Origin of the sequence: Halobacterium bonnevillei, assembly GCF_009831555.1 — an archaeon.
Classification (GTDB): domain Archaea; phylum Halobacteriota; class Halobacteria; order Halobacteriales; family Halobacteriaceae; genus Halobacterium; species Halobacterium bonnevillei.
The window spans coordinates 1-17,207 of sequence record NZ_WUUU01000056.1; the positions used below are offsets into that span (position 1 = coordinate 1).

18 protein-coding genes, 1 tRNA gene and 1 pseudogene are annotated in these 17,207 nt (G+C 67.1%); 10 read left to right on the top strand and 10 right to left on the bottom strand.

From position 1 onward, the window contains the following. Positions 1-1,241: MATE family efflux transporter (locus tag GRX66_RS08665; RefSeq protein ID WP_159526204.1), on the top strand; the 1,241-nt coding region annotated here is incomplete at its 5' end. Positions 1,242-1,250: 9 nt separating this feature from the next. Here GRX66_RS08665 and GRX66_RS08670 read toward each other — a convergent pair. Then, positions 1,251-2,345, bottom strand: a complete 1,095-nt coding sequence (locus GRX66_RS08670; protein ID WP_159526205.1) for an NAD(P)/FAD-dependent oxidoreductase — start codon at positions 2,343-2,345, stop codon at positions 1,251-1,253. A 247-nt stretch (positions 2,346-2,592) separates the two neighbouring features. Between GRX66_RS08670 and GRX66_RS08675 the strand changes: the two genes are divergently transcribed. Further along, entirely contained in the window at positions 2,593-3,522 is a 930-nt protein-coding gene (locus tag GRX66_RS08675; RefSeq protein WP_159526206.1) for a universal stress protein, read from the top strand. A gap of 346 nt (positions 3,523-3,868) precedes the next feature. Beyond that, complete coding sequence (locus tag GRX66_RS08680; RefSeq protein WP_201292966.1) at positions 3,869-5,203, top strand: cytochrome P450; 1,335 nt, start codon at positions 3,869-3,871, stop codon at positions 5,201-5,203. Positions 5,204-5,318: 115 nt separating this feature from the next. On the opposite strand, the pseudogene GRX66_RS20770 reads toward GRX66_RS08680, so the two are convergent. From GRX66_RS20770 to GRX66_RS08695, 3 genes and pseudogenes are all read right to left on the bottom strand, one after another. Then, positions 5,319-6,418 (bottom strand): annotated as a pseudogene (locus GRX66_RS20770) (NAD-dependent epimerase/dehydratase family protein). 225 nt (positions 6,419-6,643) lie between these two features. Further along, a tRNA-Thr gene (locus GRX66_RS08690) sits at positions 6,644-6,717 on the bottom strand. Positions 6,718-6,825: 108 nt separating this feature from the next. Beyond that, a complete protein-coding gene (locus GRX66_RS08695; protein ID WP_159526208.1) occupies positions 6,826-7,866 on the bottom strand; it encodes a class I SAM-dependent methyltransferase in 1,041 nt (346 codons plus the stop codon). Positions 7,867-7,986: 120 nt separating this feature from the next. Here GRX66_RS08695 and dph5 point away from each other — a divergent pair, with 120 nt between their 5' ends. Continuing rightward, the gene (gene dph5, locus GRX66_RS08700; RefSeq protein WP_159526209.1) at positions 7,987-8,784 is read left to right on the top strand and encodes a diphthine synthase; all 798 of its coding nucleotides are present in this window, start codon (positions 7,987-7,989) and stop codon (positions 8,782-8,784) included. Positions 8,785-8,792: 8 nt separating this feature from the next. Here the strand turns inward: dph5 and GRX66_RS08705 are convergent, their stop codons facing one another. The 5 genes from GRX66_RS08705 to GRX66_RS08725 form a co-directional block, all read right to left on the bottom strand. Beyond that, positions 8,793-9,191 (bottom strand): SAM-dependent methyltransferase, encoded by a 399-nt coding sequence (locus tag GRX66_RS08705; RefSeq protein ID WP_159526210.1) that lies wholly within the window; start codon positions 9,189-9,191, stop codon positions 8,793-8,795. A 73-nt stretch (positions 9,192-9,264) separates the two neighbouring features. Next, the gene (locus tag GRX66_RS08710; protein WP_233745377.1) at positions 9,265-9,588 is read right to left on the bottom strand and encodes a hypothetical protein; all 324 of its coding nucleotides are present in this window, start codon (positions 9,586-9,588) and stop codon (positions 9,265-9,267) included. A gap of 136 nt (positions 9,589-9,724) precedes the next feature. Continuing rightward, positions 9,725-10,510 (bottom strand): VOC family protein, encoded by a 786-nt coding sequence (locus GRX66_RS08715; RefSeq protein WP_159526211.1) that lies wholly within the window; start codon positions 10,508-10,510, stop codon positions 9,725-9,727. An 84-nt stretch (positions 10,511-10,594) separates the two neighbouring features. After that, positions 10,595-11,017 carry a TIGR04206 family protein gene (locus GRX66_RS08720; RefSeq protein WP_159526212.1) on the bottom strand — a complete coding sequence of 141 codons (423 nt, stop codon included), beginning with the start codon at positions 11,015-11,017 and terminating at the stop codon, positions 10,595-10,597. 44 nt (positions 11,018-11,061) lie between these two features. Next, a complete protein-coding gene (locus GRX66_RS08725; protein ID WP_159526213.1) occupies positions 11,062-12,174 on the bottom strand; it encodes an OBG GTPase family GTP-binding protein in 1,113 nt (370 codons plus the stop codon). A gap of 101 nt (positions 12,175-12,275) precedes the next feature. On the opposite strand from GRX66_RS08725, the gene GRX66_RS08730 reads away from it, so the two are divergent. Both GRX66_RS08730 and GRX66_RS08735 read left to right on the top strand, forming a co-directional pair. Further along, entirely contained in the window at positions 12,276-12,476 is a 201-nt protein-coding gene (locus GRX66_RS08730; protein ID WP_159526214.1) for a VNG_1110C family protein, read from the top strand. 71 nt (positions 12,477-12,547) lie between these two features. After that, positions 12,548-13,039, top strand: coding sequence for a 50S ribosomal protein L11 (locus GRX66_RS08735; RefSeq protein ID WP_159526215.1), 492 nt, complete (start codon positions 12,548-12,550; stop codon positions 13,037-13,039). Positions 13,040-13,309: 270 nt separating this feature from the next. On the opposite strand, the gene GRX66_RS08740 is transcribed toward GRX66_RS08735, so the two are convergent. Continuing rightward, positions 13,310-14,101 (bottom strand): class I SAM-dependent methyltransferase, encoded by a 792-nt coding sequence (locus GRX66_RS08740; protein WP_159526216.1) that lies wholly within the window; start codon positions 14,099-14,101, stop codon positions 13,310-13,312. A 227-nt stretch (positions 14,102-14,328) separates the two neighbouring features. Here GRX66_RS08740 and GRX66_RS08745 point away from each other — a divergent pair, with 227 nt between their 5' ends. The 4 genes from GRX66_RS08745 to GRX66_RS08760 all read left to right on the top strand — a co-directional run. After that, positions 14,329-14,967: a 50S ribosomal protein L1 gene (locus GRX66_RS08745; protein ID WP_159526217.1), complete on the top strand. Its 639-nt coding sequence runs from the start codon at positions 14,329-14,331 to the stop codon at positions 14,965-14,967. After that, the gene (locus GRX66_RS08750; RefSeq protein WP_159526218.1) at positions 14,968-16,017 is read left to right on the top strand and encodes a 50S ribosomal protein L10; all 1,050 of its coding nucleotides are present in this window, start codon (positions 14,968-14,970) and stop codon (positions 16,015-16,017) included. It begins immediately after the preceding gene. A gap of 2 nt (positions 16,018-16,019) precedes the next feature. Then, entirely contained in the window at positions 16,020-16,358 is a 339-nt protein-coding gene (gene rpl12p, locus GRX66_RS08755; RefSeq protein WP_159526219.1) for a 50S ribosomal protein P1, read from the top strand. Between the two features lie 251 nt (positions 16,359-16,609). Continuing rightward, positions 16,610-17,207 (top strand): tripartite tricarboxylate transporter permease (locus tag GRX66_RS08760; protein WP_325064021.1); only part of this gene is annotated, 598 nt, incomplete at its 3' end.

The window sequence follows — 17,207 nt, forward strand, 5'->3', positions numbered from 1 at the left end:
GCGGGCGTCGGTTCGCCGGGCCCTACTGGGGGGCGGCGTTCAGCCTCGGCGGCGGCCTCGCCGGCGGCACCATCGCGCTCGTCTCCCAGCGGTTCGGCGCGAACGCGTACGACGAACTCGGGCAGGCCATCCGCTCGAGCGTCGTCCTCACCGTCACGGCCACCATCCCCGTCGCCGTCCTGTTCTACGCGCGCCCGGTCGCGCTCATCTCGCTGCTCACCGACGACCCGGCAGCAATCCAGTACGGCGCCGATTACCTGCGCGTGCTCGCCGTGGGCGTGCCGTTCGCCGGCCTCAACCTCATCGGGAGTCGCGCGCTTATCGGCGCGGACGACGCCTGGACCGCGATGGTCCTGCGCGCCGGCGGCGCCGTCATCAACGTCGCGCTCAACGCCGTGTTCATCTTCGTCCTGGGGATGGGAGTCGTCGGCGCCGCGCTCGGCACGGTCGTCAGCAACGTCGTCGTGGTCGGTGCGTTCGCCGTCGGGATGACCCGCGGCGGACTCCCGGTGGTGGGCGCGTTCCCCGTCACCGTCTCGCCGCTCGGCCAGTACTGGCACCGCGGGACGTGCCGGGACATCGTGGAAATCGGGCTGCCGGTGGTCGGCCGGAACTCCGTGTGGACCGTCGCGCGCTTCCCGTTGCTGGCGTTCGTCGGCATGTTCGGCTCCCCGACGGTGGCCGCGTACATCGTCACGCGGCGCATCTGGGGCATCATGAACGCGCCCGGGTGGGGCTTCGGGCTCGCCGCCTCCAGCCTCGTCGGCCAGGAACTCGGGAAGGGCGACGAGGAGACGGCTGCCTCCTACGGCCGCGAAATCACGGTGTTCTCTGTCGCCACGTACGCCCTCGCGGCGGTCGTGGTCGCGGTGTTCGCCCACCAGATCGTCCGCCTGTTCGTCGACGACCCCAGCGACCCCAGCGTCCTCCTCGCGGTCGGCATGGTGTACGCCGCAGCCGTGGCCATCATCCCGCAGGGCGTCACGGCGGCCATCGCCGGCGCGCTCGACGCCACGGGGGACACGCGCTGGCCGTTCTACAGCCGCGCAATCGGCATGTTCGGGATTGGCATCCCCCTGGTCTACCTCGGCGCAACCACGCGTCTGGGGATCCTGGGCATCTACCTCTCCTTCTTCGCGGAGACGCTCGTCCCGGCCGCCATCAACTACTACCGGTTCACGACCGGGAAGTGGCGCGCGATCAGCCGCGGCTACCGGCCCGACGCCACCACCGAGGACTGATCGGGAGCGTCAGAACCGTCCCGGCGTCATCGGTTCCGCGAGGTCGTGGTCGCCGCCGGTAAGCTGCGCTGAGAGGACGTCCGCGACTGCCGGCGCGAGCGTGACGCCCTGCCCGCTCATGCCGACAGCGAGGTAGAACCCGGGGACAGCCGACTCGCCGACGACCGGACGGCCGTCCGGCGTGACCGTCCGCAGGCCCACCCACTCGTCGACGACGGTGGTGTCCGTCAGTGCTGGGACAGAGGCCTCCAAGAACGCCTCTGCTTCGTCGTGGAAGTCGTCGAGCACGTCCGTCGGTGCGTCCGGGTCGCGGACCTCGCCGTCGGCGTAGTCGGTGAGGTACTTCCCGACGTACGCGCCGTCGCTGCCGACGGGCCGAACGTACCGCTTGGACTCGAACACCGCGAACGGAACCTCGCGGTCGGCGCCCTCGACGACCAGAATCGGGCCGACGGTGTGACGGAGCGGCGTCCGCACGCCGACGAAATCGTTCACCCGGGTCGCCCACGGTCCCGCGGCGTTCACTACGGCGTCCGCGTTTACCACCGCCGACTCCGTTTCGACTGCTGTGACGCCCGCGTCGTCCGTCTGGACGTCGACGACCGCCTCGTCGGTCCGAATCTCGGCGCCAGCCGCACGCGCTTCCGCCGCGAAGTGCTCGACCAGTTCGTCCACGTCGAAGTACCCCTCTTCGGGCGTGTACAATGCCCCCTCGTGGTCGGCTGCTGCGACCCCATACTTCGAGAGTGCGTCGGCGTCGACCCACTCCGCGTCGTACCCGAGCTCGCGAAGGGGCTCGACGGCGTCCCTGAGGTCCGCAGCGTACGCGTTCGTCTCCGCGACGGTGAGCCTGCCGACCTGCTCGAACGACAGCGCCCCGTCGGCGACGAGCGGGCCGTACGTCTCCCAGGATAGCTTCCGGACCGCGTCGTCGGACGCCTCCGGGCGGGGCTGCTGGGTCATGAAGATGGCCGCCGACGCGCTCGTCGTCCCGCCGCCGAGCACGTCACGCTCACAGAGCGTCACTTCCGTCTGGGGTTCTGTCGCGAGTGCCGCAGCGAGTGTCATCCCCACGATGCCCCCGCCGACGATGACGACGTGCATGCCTACGCGTAGCTGGCCGACGAGCATAAGTACTCAGTGGAGCACCGCTCGCGCCTCCGTTCGCAGGTGCCTGGTGAGTTCGCCCACTGGCACGGGCGACGACGGCGGGAATCGGGTTCCGAGCGCCGCCCCGTGTGCTCCGTTCCGCTGCTGCCTTGCTGCGAGACTCCCGTGAGAGCTAACCGATAGCGATCGACGACCCGGTTGTCCGAAACCCCTACATATACTTCATGATAAATAATACGTAATGGGGGACGAGCGAACGGTGGACGACCAAACGGTTCTCGAGGACGACCCTGCAGACGGCCGGCCGTACACCGTCATGGTCGCGCTCGCCAATCCCGCTCACGTCGAGCAGTTGATGCGGACGGCCACCGACCTCGCGGCGGACAACGACGGACAGATCCGGGTCGTCAGCGTCATCCACAAGCACGTGACGTCCCCGTTCTTGCTGTTCTCGGAGGAACGCATCAAGCGGGAGTTCGCCGACGACCAGCAGGCAGTCCTCGACGAGGCGGTCGCACTCGCAGAGGAGCGCTCAGTGCCGGTCAAGCGGAGTCTACTCGTCGGGTCGGACGTCTCCGACACCATCCTCTCAACGGTCGCACAGACCGACGCGGACTCGCTGTTGCTCGGCTGGCAGGAGCAGTCGCGGCCGTCGGACATCATGCTCGGAACGACCCTGGACCCGCTTGTGCGGCGCGCACCCTGCGACGTCTTCGTGGAGCGCGTCGGGACCACCGCCGAACGCGTGGACGCGGTCCTGCTCCCGACGGACGGCGGGCGGCACGTGGAGCCGGGGGCCGACCTCGCGGAAGCGATTGCGCGCTCGAACGACGCGAGCGTGACTGTCGTCTCCTACGTCCCGCCCGGCGGCACTGCCATGGAACGCGAAGCCGCCCGGAGCCACGTCGACGCGGTAACCGAACGCCTCGAGGGCGTTCCAGTCGACGAGCACGTGCATGAAGCGGCCGACCCCGCGGACGCCATCGTCGACGCGGCCGCCGACCACGACCTCGTCGTCCTGGGAGCGACGCGCGAACGACAACTCCGCCGTCGCGTGATCGGGTCGGTCGCGGAAACCGTCGCCCGGCGAGTCGCGCCACCGGTCGTCATCGCGAAGCGCGGTGCCGAACCCTCGCTCCTCGGCCGCGCGCTCGAGGGGTGGTGGGGGTGAACAGAATCAGAACGGATTCTCACGCTGGTCGCCTTCACAATCTGTCCGAATCCGCCAGTATCGCGAGTGAGTCGTGGACCCGAGGGACTCTCCTGAACGGCCACCGCGTTCGCTTGGGACGGTGACAAGGCATGAAACTGTCCGATTCGACGGGCGGCGAATCGCCCACCGAACAGGATCGTGATTCCCGACAGTCTACAGCGGCTACCGGGAAGAACGTCGCGGTCGACATCCCGAGCGGATATCACGATCGAACTTGTGTACCCCGAACGACGCGCACGTGGGCGGCGCTCTCCAGACACCCATATCACGGCACGAAGAAACAAAGACGGAGCCGACGATGCCGATGATCGTCGCTCGAGAGTCTACTGTCCCGCCCGGTCCTACCGGCCTTCCCGGCATCGGCTGTGCCCTCGAGTCCCGGCGCGCGCTCGAATTCCTCCTCGAAAATCGCCGCAACTACGGCGACGTCGTCTACTACCAGTTCTTCACTGAATCCATCTATCAGCTCAACCACCCCGACGACATCGAGTCGGTGCTCGTCACCAACAACCAGGCGTTCACCAAGAGCCACCTGACCAAAGACGTGCTCGGTCCCGTCGCGGGCGAGGGGTTGTTCACCAGTGACGGCGACCTGTGGCGCGAACAGCGACAACGCATTCAGCCTGCGTTTCACCCGGACCAGATAGCCGTCTACGCAGACCTGATGGTCGACGCCATCGACCGACGGCTCTCGACGTGGACGCCGGGGGACCAGGTCGACATCAATCAGGAGATGCGAGCCGTGACACTCGACGTCGTCGCCCGCGCACTCCTCGGCGCGGAAGTCGAAACGGAGATCGAGCGGATCGGCACCAGCCTCGACACCATCTTCGGTCGACTCGGCAGCGCGTGGCATCACCTCCTCCCGGGCTGGGTGCCGACGCCCGGAAACCGCCGCTTCGAGCGTGCGCTGTCGTCGCTGGAGGCGGTCGTCGACGACATCATCGCCGAGCGCAGGACCAATCCGGACGGAGACGACGTCCTGTCCAGACTGCTCGCAGCGGAGTTCTCCGGTGGCGAACCGATGAGCCGGCGACAACTCCGAGATGAAGTGATGACCTTCCTGGTGGCGGGCCACGAGACGACAGCCCAGGCGCTGACGTTCACCTGCTACCTCCTGGCAACACACCCGGATGTCGAGACGACCCTCGTCCAGGAACTCGAGGCCGAACTCGACGGGAGCGATCCGACGATGGCCGTGATGGACGAACTCCCGTACACGGAGCGCGTGATTACGGAGTCGCTGCGGCTCTATCCGCCAGCGAGCGACATCCACCGCGAACCCGTCGACGGTATCGACATTCGGGGGTATCAGATCCCACCGGGTGCGACGATTGCAACACCGCCGTGGGTGGTCCACCGCGACCCGCGGTGGTACGACGAGCCGGACGCGTTCCGCCCAGGACGCTGGACCGACGACTTCCGAGCGGCACTTCCACGGCTGGCGTACTTTCCGTTCGGTGCCGGCCCTCGCCGCTGTGTCGGGGAACGGTTCGCGCTGATGGAGGCGACGCTCGTCCTCGCAGCGCTCTACCAGAACTATCACCTGGAACTCGATTCCGAGACGACGTTCGAGTTGGAATCCGCGGTCACCACTCGTCCGAAGCATCCGATCCGGATGACTGTCCAGGACCGATAGCAGGTCAGCAGGCTCTCCGATACCCGCAGCCGAATATCCGGACCGGTGAAAGTACTGCATCGAGGGATCGTGGGTATTCCGCCGGCCTCACGCACGAAATCGGGAGCCTGGCCGATTAGCCAGCCACCGAATCGAGTAGCTGTTCCTCGGCGGCCCGGCCCGGGTCGAAGGCGTTTCCATCGCGGCCGCTCGTGACGGACTCTTTGACTGTCTCGGCGATAGACTGCTTGACTGGCGTCGACTGCCAGCCCAGGGACGCGAGCTTGCAGGTGTCGAGTACGTGTGGATATCGTGACCCAAGGTGGTGATAGAGGACGAAATCGTCCGGGTCGAGGCCGACCGCCGCGAGCTCACGCTCGCTCACGTGGACGACCGTCAGCGACGTGTCGAGTTCAGCAGCAATCAGTTCAACGACGTCCTCCATCGTGCACACGCGGCGGTCACCGACGTTGTAGGCTTCCCCCGCCACGCCCCGTTCGGCCACGACCCGAATCGCGCTCGCAACGTCTTCGACGTACGCCCGGTGCCAGATTGCGGTCCCGTCACCCGGCACGACGACGCGGTCGTGATTCGCGACCCGGTCGACCCAGTAGTCGTGATGGCTCTGCAGGCCGGGACGGTCCTCCGCCCACGCGGGGGCTGTATCCCCGGTTCCGGTTCCGGTTTCGGTAGCGGCTTGGAGGGACTTCGGACCGTACACCATCGTCGGACGGACAGAGCGGTGACGCCGCGGTCTGCCGCCGAAACCACCTCTCGATCGCACTCGGCCTTCCGCGGTCCGTAACTCGCCATCGAGTCGTCCGTCGCCTGTTCGGGCGTGCAGTCGTGTAGCGGCGTCTCGTCCTCGCGCTTGGGAATCGTATGCGCACTGTACACGCCCCCGCTCGACACGTAGACGTACGCGTCCACGTCGGGGAATGTGTCGGTGGCAGTTCGGACGTCTCCGGGAGACAGGGCAGCGCAATCCACAACCAGGTCTGGGTCGATATGCCCGACGCTGTCGGCGAACGCCTCGACGTCGGTTCGGTCCGCCGTACGGTACGCGACGGGTAGCTCGTCGGGGAGCCGATAGCCGTTGGTTCCCCGACTCAGTACCGTGACGTTGCAGTCGTGGTCGAGGAGTTCCCGGACGGCGTGGCGACCGATAAAGCCGGTTCCCCCGATTACGAGCGCCGATTCGAGCTGTCTTGTGTCGGTCGTGCTGTCTTGCTGCATAGTCGAGCTGTGGGCTGTCCGATCGACGTCGCCTCACACTCGCCACCATCGTCGTCGTATTTGGCTGCTAGCGTTCGAGGGAGGTAACGCTATGTGGTGAATGGCTATTCACCCACTGAATTCTACACTGAGTTCGCCCTGACCGAGTTTGACCGACTGCGACGACGGGTAGGCGTTCGGGGACACGGAACCCGGCATACAGCGCGGTCGAAACGGAAAAGTTAGAGCCGGTAAAGGGATTTGAACCCTTGGCCTATTCCTTACGAAGGAATCGCTCTACCAGTCTGAGCTATACCGGCACGCTTCGGTTCACTCGCACGCCGAACCCTGCCTCGCTTCGCTCGGCAGCACACCGGCGCACCTCGTGCAACCTACCGTAGCCGGATGACAGAAATAAGGGTGTCGAATTACTGCCGCGTCAGTCGGGCGTCCAGCACGACGTTGAGTTCGTGGGGCGCGTACGACCTGACGGTGCGCGTGTTCTCGATGGTGACGTCGTAGGCGGGTTCGGCCGCGTCCCGAATCGCCGCTTCGCCGGGGCCGAACAGGTCGTTCTCGTGCTGGAAGTCGTAGTAGTGAATCACGCAGTCGTCGCCCGCGAGGGCGACCGCGGTGTCGAGGAACTCGTCGGCGGTGTGGGGGAGGTTCATCACGATGCGGTCCGCCCAATCCGCGTACTCACTGGCCGTTTCTCTCACGTCCCCGGCGATGGCCGTCACGCGGTCCGCGACGTCGTTCCGTCGAGCGTTCCGCCGCAGGTATTCGACGGCCGTCTCGTTGATGTCGGTGGCGACCACTGTCGCGCCCGCTTCTGCCATCGGAATCGCGTACGGGCCGACGCCCGCGAACATGTCGAAGGCGTGCTCGCCGACCGCGACCTGTTCGACGACGCGGTGGCGTTCCGTCGCGAGGCGCGGCGAGAAGTAGACCTCCGCGAGGTCCAGTTCGAACTCGCAGCCGTACTCGGTGTGGACGGTCTCCGTGCCGGAAGATTCGCGCCGCTCGTCTTCGGACCCTCGGCTCGCTTCGCTCGACGCAGTGCCGTCTCCGGCGAGCACGTCCCAGTCGCGGACGCGCTCCGTTCCCTTGACCTTCGACGCGCGATTCACGACCGTCTTCGCTCGGACGTCGGACGCCATCACGGCGTCGGCGACGTCGCGGGCGCGCTCCGGGTCGTCCTCGTCGAGGATGACGACGTCGCCGAGGCGTTCGCAGGTCGGCTCGAATCCGAGGATGTCGGCAGGGGTCGTCGGCGTCTCGCGCTCCGGCGCGTCGTAGTCCACGACCGCGAGGTCTTCGGGAACGGTGTCCGGGTCGCTGACGGGAATGTAGAGGCTGCCGTCCTCGTGCGTGATCGCGTACTCGTCGACGAGGAGGTCTGCGTCTGCGAGCCGCTGGCGGGTCGCCTCCCCGTCCTCCACCGGCACGCGGACGCACGGTACTGGCATCGTCGGGAATCAGTCGGGCGCGGCCTTACCCGTGTCGCTTCCCGGCCGGCCCGCGCCGTCCAGGGGGAGACCGCGTTGTCGTCTCGAAACCCCTACGGCCCCGGATGCGCTACCGGAGGTATGCTCACGTTCGTCGGTCTGGGGCTGTACGACGAGCGCTCTGTCACTGTCGCGGGCGCCGACGCCATCGCGGCCGCCGACCGAGCGTTCGCGGAGTTCTACACCAGTCGCCTCGTCGGCGCGGACGTCGCGGACCTGGAAGCCTACCACGGTATCGACGTGGAAGTCCGGGACAGAGCCGGGGTCGAACAGGACCCGGAGCCGATGCTGGCGGCCGCGGAGACCGAGGACGTCGTCTTCCTCACGGCGGGGGACACGATGATCTCGACGACGCACGTGGACCTCCGGTTGCGTGCCGAGGACCGCGGCGTCGAGACGCGCGTGATTCACGCGCCGACCGCGGAGTCCGCGGCGTCCAGCCTTACGGGCCTCCAGAACTATCGCTTCGGGAAGGCGACCACGCTCCCCTTCGAGTGGGCGCACGGCGCGGACGGCGTGCCGAGTTCGGTCGTCGATGCGATCGAGGCGAACCGCGAGCGCGACCTCCACACACTCTGCTATCTCGACATCAAGGTCGACCACCCGCGCGCGGACGGCGACGAGTACATGACTGCCAGCCACGCCGCGGGTCTCCTCGCGGACCACTGGGACCCGGACGCGATCGGCGTGGTCGTCGCCCGGGCCGGCGCGCCGGACGCGACAGTTCGCGCGAACCGTCTCGCCGCGCTCGCCGACGAGGACTTCGGCGACCCCCTGCACTTGCTCGTCGTCCCCGGGGACCTCCACCACGTCGAAGCCGACGCGCTCGCGGGCCTCGCGGACGCGCCGGCGAACGTGCTCGACGAGTACCGGGACTAAGTGCGTGATTACGGCGGCGCTCCCTCGCCAGACGCCTCCAGTGTCCGCTTCAGGTCCAGCAACGGGGAGCCGTCGGCCATGTCCACGCCCGCGACCTCCAGCGTGCCGGCGTCCTCGTCCACCGCGATGAGTTCGCAGGTCGTCAGGCAGACCGGATTCGGTCTCGCGGGAGAGCGCGTCGTGAACACCCCGCGGTCGCCTTCCCGGACGCGCAACACCGAACGGTCCGCGTCGTCCGCCCACCAGACGACGAGTACGGAATCGCCGGGCGCGAATCCCGTCAGGCCTCGGCGGAACGGCTCGTCGACGTGGACGGTCCCAGACTGCTCGCCGAGAAAGCCCTGGCGTGGCGCCTCCCCCGTGGTGTCGAACGGCGTCTCGACGTGGCCGATTGGGTCACACTCCATGCGTCGCCCAACGACCGCGGCCCCGATAGCCGTGGGGGTGCAGGGGCGGTGTCGCTCCAACTGAGCTCCAGAACTACTCCGACACGGCCTCACCCACCGAAAAGGACGCGTAATTGACGACGAGGAACGCGACGACCAGAAGGACCGCCAGAACGGCGAACGCAATTGAGAGATTCCGCCTGGTGGCGGGTTCGAGGTCGAACTGTTCGCCCGCCCAGTCGGTCGCGAACAGTCCCGCGAGGAACAGACACGCCCCGATAGCCGCGACTTGCAGCCCGCCCAGTAGCGACACCGGGACCACCAGGAGGCCGTAGCCCCCGACGAGGACGCCCAGCAACATCGCCAGCCCCGCCACGACGTCCAGCGCGATGTCGACCCAGGAGGACTCGGTTGCCATACACATACACGCACTCGGCAGCCTAAAACAGTTGCCCGTGCGTTGCGGTGTCGCCACTCTGTTAGAAACCGAGCGTGGACCTGTCGTGGTGGCCAGGAGACCCGGACAGTGCTGGGAAGCGGGCGTCTCGCGGTCGCTACGCCGAGCGGTCCATCGGCGACTCGTCGGGGTCGAGGACCTCGATCTCGTGGCCGTCGGGGTCTTTCGTGAAGGCGTAGTTGTAGTCGCAGGACTCGGGGTCGCGGAAGTCCGCGGCCTCCCGCTCAATCAGCGCCTCCCAGTCGCCGACCAGGTCGTCCGTGCGGACCGCCAGGTGACCCCACGCGTCGCCCAGGTCGTACGTCCGGCCGTCGTAGTTGTACGTCAGTTCGACCGCCATCGCCTCGTCGCTGGCGCCCGTCGGCTTCATGAAGTAGTTCGCGAACGTGTCGGACTCCCAGCGACCGGTGTGTTCGTACTCGAATTTCCGCGTCCAGAACCCGAGGTGCTGGTCGGCGTCTTCGACGCGAACCATCGTGTGGTCGAGACTCCACCGCTGGCCGTGGTCCCGTTCGACGAGTTCGACCTCGTGGCCGTCGGGGTCCTTCACGAACGCGTACGAGCCACCACAGGAGTCGGGGTCGCGGTAGTCGGCGACGCCCGCGTCCGTCAGTTCCTCGTAGGCGTCGTAGACGTCCTCGACGCGCACGGCGATGTGGCCCCACGCGTCACCGAGGTCGTACTCGGAGGTGTCGTGGTTGTACGTGAGTTCGAGGAGTGCGCCGTCCTCGTGGACGTCCTCCGGACCGAGGTAGACGTTCGTGAACGTCTCTGCCTCCCAGCGCGCGTACTCCACGTAGTCGAGGTGGGACTGGTACCAGGAAAGCGATTCGTCGAGGTCGCCGACGCGCAGCATCACGTGGTCGAGTACGAACTCGCTCATGTGCGAGTGATGGACGGCGCCGTCGAAAAGCGTACCGAACCCGGAACCAGACGCCATCTCGACACCCGCAGAACGCGCGGCTTCCTACGCGCGACTCGGGAGCAGTTCGTCGCCGTAGCCGACCCAGACCGCGGCCCACAGCCAGACCGCGCCGACGGGGACCGCGAGAATCCCCTGCTGGCCGGACAGCGAGACGCCGAGCAACCCGACGTCGACGCCCGCCAGGAACAACAGGCCCGCCGGAACCCGGGCGTCGAATCCGGACACGTGGTTTAGGACTGCTGCAGCGAGCCCCAACGCGTACAGGAGCGTCGCCGTCGGCCACGCGGTCAGCCTCGCCGGGACCGTCGGTACGCGCCCGAGGTACTCCAGCATCGACGTGAACGAAAACGGGTCGAGGTGGAGGAACCCGCCCGCGAACATTGTGTAGAAGCCGCCGTCGAACGTCACGACCACCCATGGTAGCAGCCCCGCGAGCACGGCGACCGCGAGCCGACGGCGGGTCACTGCGTGGTTCTGCTGGCTCGACGAGCGGTCTGGAGCCGGCACTGCTATCGCCGCGCGACGACGCGGAGCACGTCCTCGTCCTCGAGCACGTGGTCGCGGCCGACCTGCTGTTCGTCGTGGACCGCGGACGGACCGGTGACGCGGGCGAACCGGAACCGCTCGTCGAGCGTCCCGCCGAGTTTCCGGAGGGCGTCGTCGACGGTCTCGCCCTCGCGGATGATCAGCGGCTCCTCGTAGTCGATGCCTCGCCCCGGCTTGTCCATGTAGATGCGGATGAGGCCGAGTTCCTCCCACATCCGTTCTTTGAGGACGTCCAGGCCCTTCTCCTCGGCAGCGGAGATGAAGATTGCCTCCTCGGGGTCGATTCCCTGATCGCGGAGCTCGGCCTTCATCGTGTCCACGTAGGACGGCTCGATGAGGTCGACCTTGTTCACGGTGACGAGCGACGGCATGTAGACGCGGTTGTCCATCACGCCGTCGACGAGGCGGTCCACGGAGGGGTTTCCGCGGATGGTGACGTTGGCGTTGATGAACCCTCGCTCGCGGAGAATCTCCTTGACGGTGTCCTCGTCCAGGTCCATGTCGCCGGACGTGTTCACGTCGATGCCGTCCTTGCCCTTCCGGCGGACGGTCACGGACGGTGGCTCCTCGTCGACGCGGATGTTGACGTTGTAGAGTTCCTCCGCGAGGCGCTCGTACTGCTCGATCTCGAACGCCGACAGCATGAAGATGACGAGGTCCGCGGCCCGAATCACCGACAGAATCTCCTTCCCGCCGCCGCGGCCGCCCGCCGCGCCCTCGATGAGCCCCGGGACGTCCAGCAACTGGATGTTCGCGCCGCGGTACTCCAACATCCCCGGGTTGACGTTCAGCGTCGTGAACTCGTAGGACCCGACCTCGCTGTCCGCGTTCGTCATCGCGTTGATGAGCGAGGACTTCCCGACGGACGGGAACCCGACGAGCGCCACGGTCGCGTCGCCGTGCTGTTCGACGGCGTAGCCGCCACCGCCGCCGCTGCCCGACTCCTGCTTCTCGAGTTTCTCCTTTTTCTCCGCGAGTTTCGCCTTCAGACGGCCAACGTGCGCCTCAGTAGATTTGTTGTACGGCGTGTTGGCGATTTCTTCTTCGAGCGATTCGATTTCCTCCTCCAGACCCATTGTGCCCGACTAGGCTACTCCCGCCGAAAAGCGCTTCCCTCCGCGGGCGACCGGGATTGTTTTCGACACGTTCATAGGTCGTCTCAAGAGATTTGGGGACGATGCCGGACCCCTCCAACCTCCGCGACAGCACCCAGATCGTGCTCCCGAGCGCCGCGCTGGAGGGGCTTCGGGCGGACATCGAGTCCGAGTTCGTGGTCAGCATTCTCGAGGACGACGGTGTCGTCCGAATCATCGGCAGCCCCGTCGTCATCAAGAACCTGAGCGAGTACCTCGCACGGCAGGGCGTGAACGTCCCTTGACGCGCGTCAGGTGTTCTCACCGCCTTCCGTAGAAAGAAAGTGTTAAAGCCGCGGCGACGGTTTCTCGGAGTATGGCTGATACGATTGAAGTGCTGGTTCCCGGTGGCCAGGCCGACCCCGGCCCGCCGCTCGGTCCGGAACTCGGCCCGACACCCGTCGACGTACAGGCAGTCGTGCAGGAGATCAACGACCAGACCGAAGCGTTCGACGGCACGGAAGTGCCGGTCACCGTCGAGTACGAGGAGGACGGGTCGTTCAGCATCGAGGTCGGCGTCCCGCCGACGGCCGCGCTCATCAAGGACGAAGCCGGCTTCGAGACCGGTGCTGGCGTCCCCAACGAGGAGTTCGTCGCCGACATCTCCATCGAACAGCTGAAGACCATCGCGGAGCAGAAGAAGCCCGACCTGCTCTCCTACGACGCGCGCAACGCCGCGAAGGAGGTCGCTGGCACCTGCGCCTCGATGGGCGTCACCATCGAAGGCGAGGACGCGCGGACGTTCAAGCAGCGCGTCGAAGACGGCGAATACGACGACGTGCTTGGCGCCGAAGAAGCCGCCGCGTAAGCGCGGCTTCGAGGCGGCAAGCATTCGAAAATCGAAGATTTTCGGTTTTCTCGGCGCGGAAGAGGCAGCGGCGTAAGCCGCAACTCGACGGGCCGAGGGCTCGAGTCGCGTAGCGACTCGGTGTCCTTGGTGCTGAAGAAGCGGCTGCGTAAACAGGCGCTTCGAAGCAGTCGACGTCCGCCCTCCGTGCAGGACGTTCGGTCACGATTCTGCGGTGCAGTTCCGCATCGAGCGCAACGGCGTTCGTCGGAAACGAGGAAAATTGAGCCGTCAGTCGTCCTCGCGAACGGCGACGAAGCGGAGTCGGCGGTAGTCCGCCGTCCAGACGCCGTCCTCGAAGTAGTCGGCGCGGAGTTCGTCTTCGACTGCCGCGACGACGTCGTCGAGTTCGTCGTCGGGGACTGGCGCCAGCATCGTGTCACCGAACATCTCCAGCCAGGACGCCAGGCCGTCCTCGCCGTCGTCGAGTTCGGTGGGGCGGTCGAAGAGGGTGGCGTACCGTACTTCGAAGCCGCGGGCCTCGAGGAGCGAGGCGTGCTCGCTGATGCTGGGGAAGTACCACGGGTGGGACTGGTCGTAGCCGCGGCGGTCCAGCTCCCGGAACACTGCGTCGACGATGCCACTGACGTTCCCGGTGCCGCCGAGTTCGGCGACGAAGCGCCCGCCCGGCTTCAGGAGTGATCTGCCGGACTCAGCTACCTCGTCCTGCTCCGGAATCCAGTGCAGCGCCGCGTTCGAGAACACGGCGTCGAACGGTTCGTCTCCGGGGAGGTCCTGGAGGGACAGGTCGCGGGCGTCCGCGTGCACGAAGTCGTAGTCGGGGTAGTCGGCCCGCGCCTCCTCGAGCATCGACTCGGCGTTGTCGACGCCGACGACGTCGGCGCCGGCGGACGCGATTGCGTCGGTGAGGTGGCCGGTTCCGCAGCCGAGGTCGAGGATGCGCTCTCCCGGCTGGGGGTCCAGCAGTGAGACGACGTCCGCGCCGTACTCGTAGACGAACGAGTGGCTGCCGTCGTACGTCGCCGTGTCCCACTGATTCGGGTCGTCGGGGGCGCGAGTCATTCGGTGGTTGTGTGGTCGCGGCCGACTGGCATTACTCCTGTGCTCGCGTCGGATTCTTGCGGGCCGAAGCCCCGCTGTGCGGCGGCGAGCGGCCGGCTGGCGGACGAGGCTGGTTCGACGGTTTTAAGGACGCCATCCCCCTCTCTTCAAGCGAGACAGGCCTAGCCTGTTTCACTGACCCGTAGGAGATCCGACCTTCACAGGGTCATACACTACGGAGGTGAAAGATGGCAGACAACGACATAGAGGAGGCCGTGGCGCGCGCACTCGACGAGGCCCCTGAGCGGAATTTCCGCGAAACGGTGGACCTCGCTATCAATCTGCGCGAACTCGACCTCAACGACCCGTCGAATCGAGTCGACGAGGGCGTCGTACTGCCGTCGGGCACCGGACAGGAGACACAGATTGTGGTTTTCGCAGACGGCGAAACCGCAGTTCGAGCCGAAGAAGTCGCCGACGAGGTTCTGGACGGGGACGACCTCGCCGACCTCGCCGACGACACCGACGCCGCGAAGGACCTCGCAGACGAGACGGACTTCTTCGTGGCGGAAGCATCCATGATGCAAGACATCGCGGGTGCGCTCGGCCAAGTGCTCGGTCCGCGCGGCAAGATGCCGACGCCGCTCCAGCCCGACGACGACGTCGTCGAGACAGTCAACCGAATGAAAAACACCGTGCAGCTTCGCAGCCGCGACCGGCGCACGTTCCACACGCGCGTCGGCGCGGAGGACATGTCCGCCGAGAACATCGCGGACAACATCGACGTGATTCTGCGCCGCCTGCACGCAGACCTCGAAAAAGGCCCGCACAACATCGATGCCGTCTACGTGAAGACGACGATGGGGCCGGCCGTGGAGGTGGCTTAGATGTCCGCCGAGGAACGCACGACAGACACGATTCCACAGTGGAAGCAGGAGGAAGTCGAGGAACTCGCTGAGCTCCTCGAAGCCTACGACAGTGTCGGCGTCGTCAGCGTGACGGGCATTCCGAGCCGACAGCTCCAGGACATGCGTCGCGGCCTCCACGGGAGCGCCGTCCTCCGCATGAGCCGGAACACGCTCCTCGAGCGCGCGCTCGAGGAGGTTGACGACGGTCTCGAAGACCTCACCGAGCACCTCTCGGGCGAGGTCGGCCTCGTCGCCACCAACGACAACCCCTTCGGGCTGTACCAGCAGCTCGAGGACTCGAAGACGCCCGCCCCGATCAACGCCGGGGAGGTCGCGCCGAACGACATCGTGATTCCCGAGGGCGACACCGGTATCGATCCGGGGCCGTTCGTCGGCGAACTCCAGACCATCGGCGCGAACGCGCGCATCCAGGAAGGATCCATCCAGGTCCTCGAGGACTCCGTCGTCGTCGAGGAAGGCGACACGGTGTCCGACGACGTGTCCAACGTCCTCTCGGAACTCGGCATCGAGCCGAAGGAAGTGGGACTGGACCTGCGCGCGGTGTTCTCCGAAGGCGTGCTGTTCACGCCGGAGGAACTCGAACTGGACGTCGAGCAGTACCGCGCGGACATCCAGTCCGCGGCGGCGTCCGCCCGGAACCTCTCGGTCAACGCGGAGTACCCGACGGCGCAGACTGCGCCGACGCTGCTCCGGAAGGCCACCGGCGAGGCGAAGAGCCTCGGCCTGCAGGCCGCAATCGAGAGCCCGGACCTCGCCGAGGACCTCGTCAGCAAGGCGGACGCGCAAGTTCGCGCGCTCGCCGCGCAGATCGACGACGAGGAAGCGCTGCCCGAGGAACTCCAGGACGTCGAAGCGCCCGCTGCGGACGCGGCCGCCGAGTCCCAGGAGGCCGACGAAGACGAATCGAGCGACGACCAACCCACTGATTCCGAGGCAGACGCCGACGACTCCGACGACGACGACGATGGAGACGCAGGCGCCGAAGGCCTCGGGGAGATGTTCGGATAACAATGGAGTACGTTTACGCAGCACTCATCCTGAACGAATCTGGCGAAGAGCTCAACGAAGAGAACATCACTGGCGTCCTCGAGGCCGCCGGTGTCGACGTCGAGGAGTCCCGCGTCAAGGCCCTCGTCGCGGCCCTCGAAGACGTGGACATCGAGGAAGCCGTCGCGGAGGCCGCTGCCGCGCCCGCCGCACCCGCCGCGGGTGCCGCTGGCGGCGCGGAGGAAGCCGAGGAAGCCGAAGAGGAAGCCGAAGAAGCGGAAGCCGAAGAAGAAGAAGCGGAAGCCGAAGACGAAGAGGACGAGGAGGCCACCGGCGAAGGCCTCGGCGACCTGTTCGGCTAACTCGGACGCCCGACGCGTTCGATTCGGTTCCACGACCCACGATTTTCTTTGACGCGCTCGCTCCGTAGCTACCCGCTCGTCGAACGCCTCGTCTCCCCGATCAGCGGCCCCGCCACGAATCGGCCGTAGCTTGAAGTGCGAAAGCGCGACCACTTCGCCGCGATGGAGGTGGCTGGCGTGCGCGTGCTCGTCTCGCCTGGGGCCACAGCGGCGGCGCTGGCAGCGATTACGTTCGGTGTGTTGCTCGGGACGTGCTCTGGGCTCGTACCGGGGCTGCACGTGAACTCCCTGGCGTTGCTGCTGGCGGCGGCCGCGCCGCTCGTCCCCGGGCCGCCCCACCTCGTGGCGCCGCGCTGCTCGCTGCGGGCGTCACGCACTCGTTCCTGGACGTGGTGCCGACGCTCGCGCTCGGCGTTCCCGACCCGGCAATGGCGGTGAGCGCGCTTCCCGGCCACAGGCTCGTCATGGGCGGTCGTGGCCGGGAGGCACTCCGCGTGTCCGCACTCGGGAGCGGTGTCGCCGTCGCCGTAGCGTTCGCTCTCGGTGTCCCGGTGACGCGAGCAGCGCGTGTTCTCGCACCCGTCGTGTACGACCACATCGCGGTCGTCGTCGCCGCTCTGCTCGTCGTCCTGCTCGTTCGGGAGCAGTCCCGGCGCGCGAGAGTCGGCGCCGGCCTCGCAGTCGCAGCGAGCGGTGCGCTCGGAGTCGTCGCGCTCCCCTGGATCGAGCGGCGTGCGCCGACTGGGGACGTGCTCGCGCTGTTCGCGGGTTGTTCGGTGCACCGCCTGCGGCCGCCTACCGTGGCGCTGGCGTCCCCGAGCAGGACGACCCGGTGGTCGCTGACAGCCC

Coding starts and splice junctions, on each gene's coding strand:
- dph5 (WP_159526209.1), top strand. CDS start 7,987: ATGCTCACGTTCGTCGGTCTGGGGCTGTACGACGAGCGCTCTGTCACT.
- GRX66_RS08715 (WP_159526211.1), bottom strand. CDS start 10,510: ATGAGCGAGTTCGTACTCGACCACGTGATGCTGCGCGTCGGCGACCTC.
- GRX66_RS08695 (WP_159526208.1), bottom strand. CDS start 7,866: ATGCCAGTACCGTGCGTCCGCGTGCCGGTGGAGGACGGGGAGGCGACC.
- GRX66_RS08730 (WP_159526214.1), top strand. CDS start 12,276: ATGCCGGACCCCTCCAACCTCCGCGACAGCACCCAGATCGTGCTCCCG.
- GRX66_RS08740 (WP_159526216.1), bottom strand. CDS start 14,101: ATGACTCGCGCCCCCGACGACCCGAATCAGTGGGACACGGCGACGTAC.
- GRX66_RS08670 (WP_159526205.1), bottom strand. CDS start 2,345: ATGCACGTCGTCATCGTCGGCGGGGGCATCGTGGGGATGACACTCGCT.
- GRX66_RS08735 (WP_159526215.1), top strand. CDS start 12,548: ATGGCTGATACGATTGAAGTGCTGGTTCCCGGTGGCCAGGCCGACCCC.
- GRX66_RS08745 (WP_159526217.1), top strand. CDS start 14,329: ATGGCAGACAACGACATAGAGGAGGCCGTGGCGCGCGCACTCGACGAG.
- GRX66_RS08710 (WP_233745377.1), bottom strand. CDS start 9,588: ATGGCAACCGAGTCCTCCTGGGTCGACATCGCGCTGGACGTCGTGGCG.
- GRX66_RS08675 (WP_159526206.1), top strand. CDS start 2,593: ATGGGGGACGAGCGAACGGTGGACGACCAAACGGTTCTCGAGGACGAC.
- GRX66_RS08725 (WP_159526213.1), bottom strand. CDS start 12,174: ATGGGTCTGGAGGAGGAAATCGAATCGCTCGAAGAAGAAATCGCCAAC.
- GRX66_RS08705 (WP_159526210.1), bottom strand. CDS start 9,191: ATGGAGTGTGACCCAATCGGCCACGTCGAGACGCCGTTCGACACCACG.
- rpl12p (WP_159526219.1), top strand. CDS start 16,020: ATGGAGTACGTTTACGCAGCACTCATCCTGAACGAATCTGGCGAAGAG.
- GRX66_RS08680 (WP_201292966.1), top strand. CDS start 3,869: ATGATCGTCGCTCGAGAGTCTACTGTCCCGCCCGGTCCTACCGGCCTT.
- GRX66_RS08750 (WP_159526218.1), top strand. CDS start 14,968: ATGTCCGCCGAGGAACGCACGACAGACACGATTCCACAGTGGAAGCAG.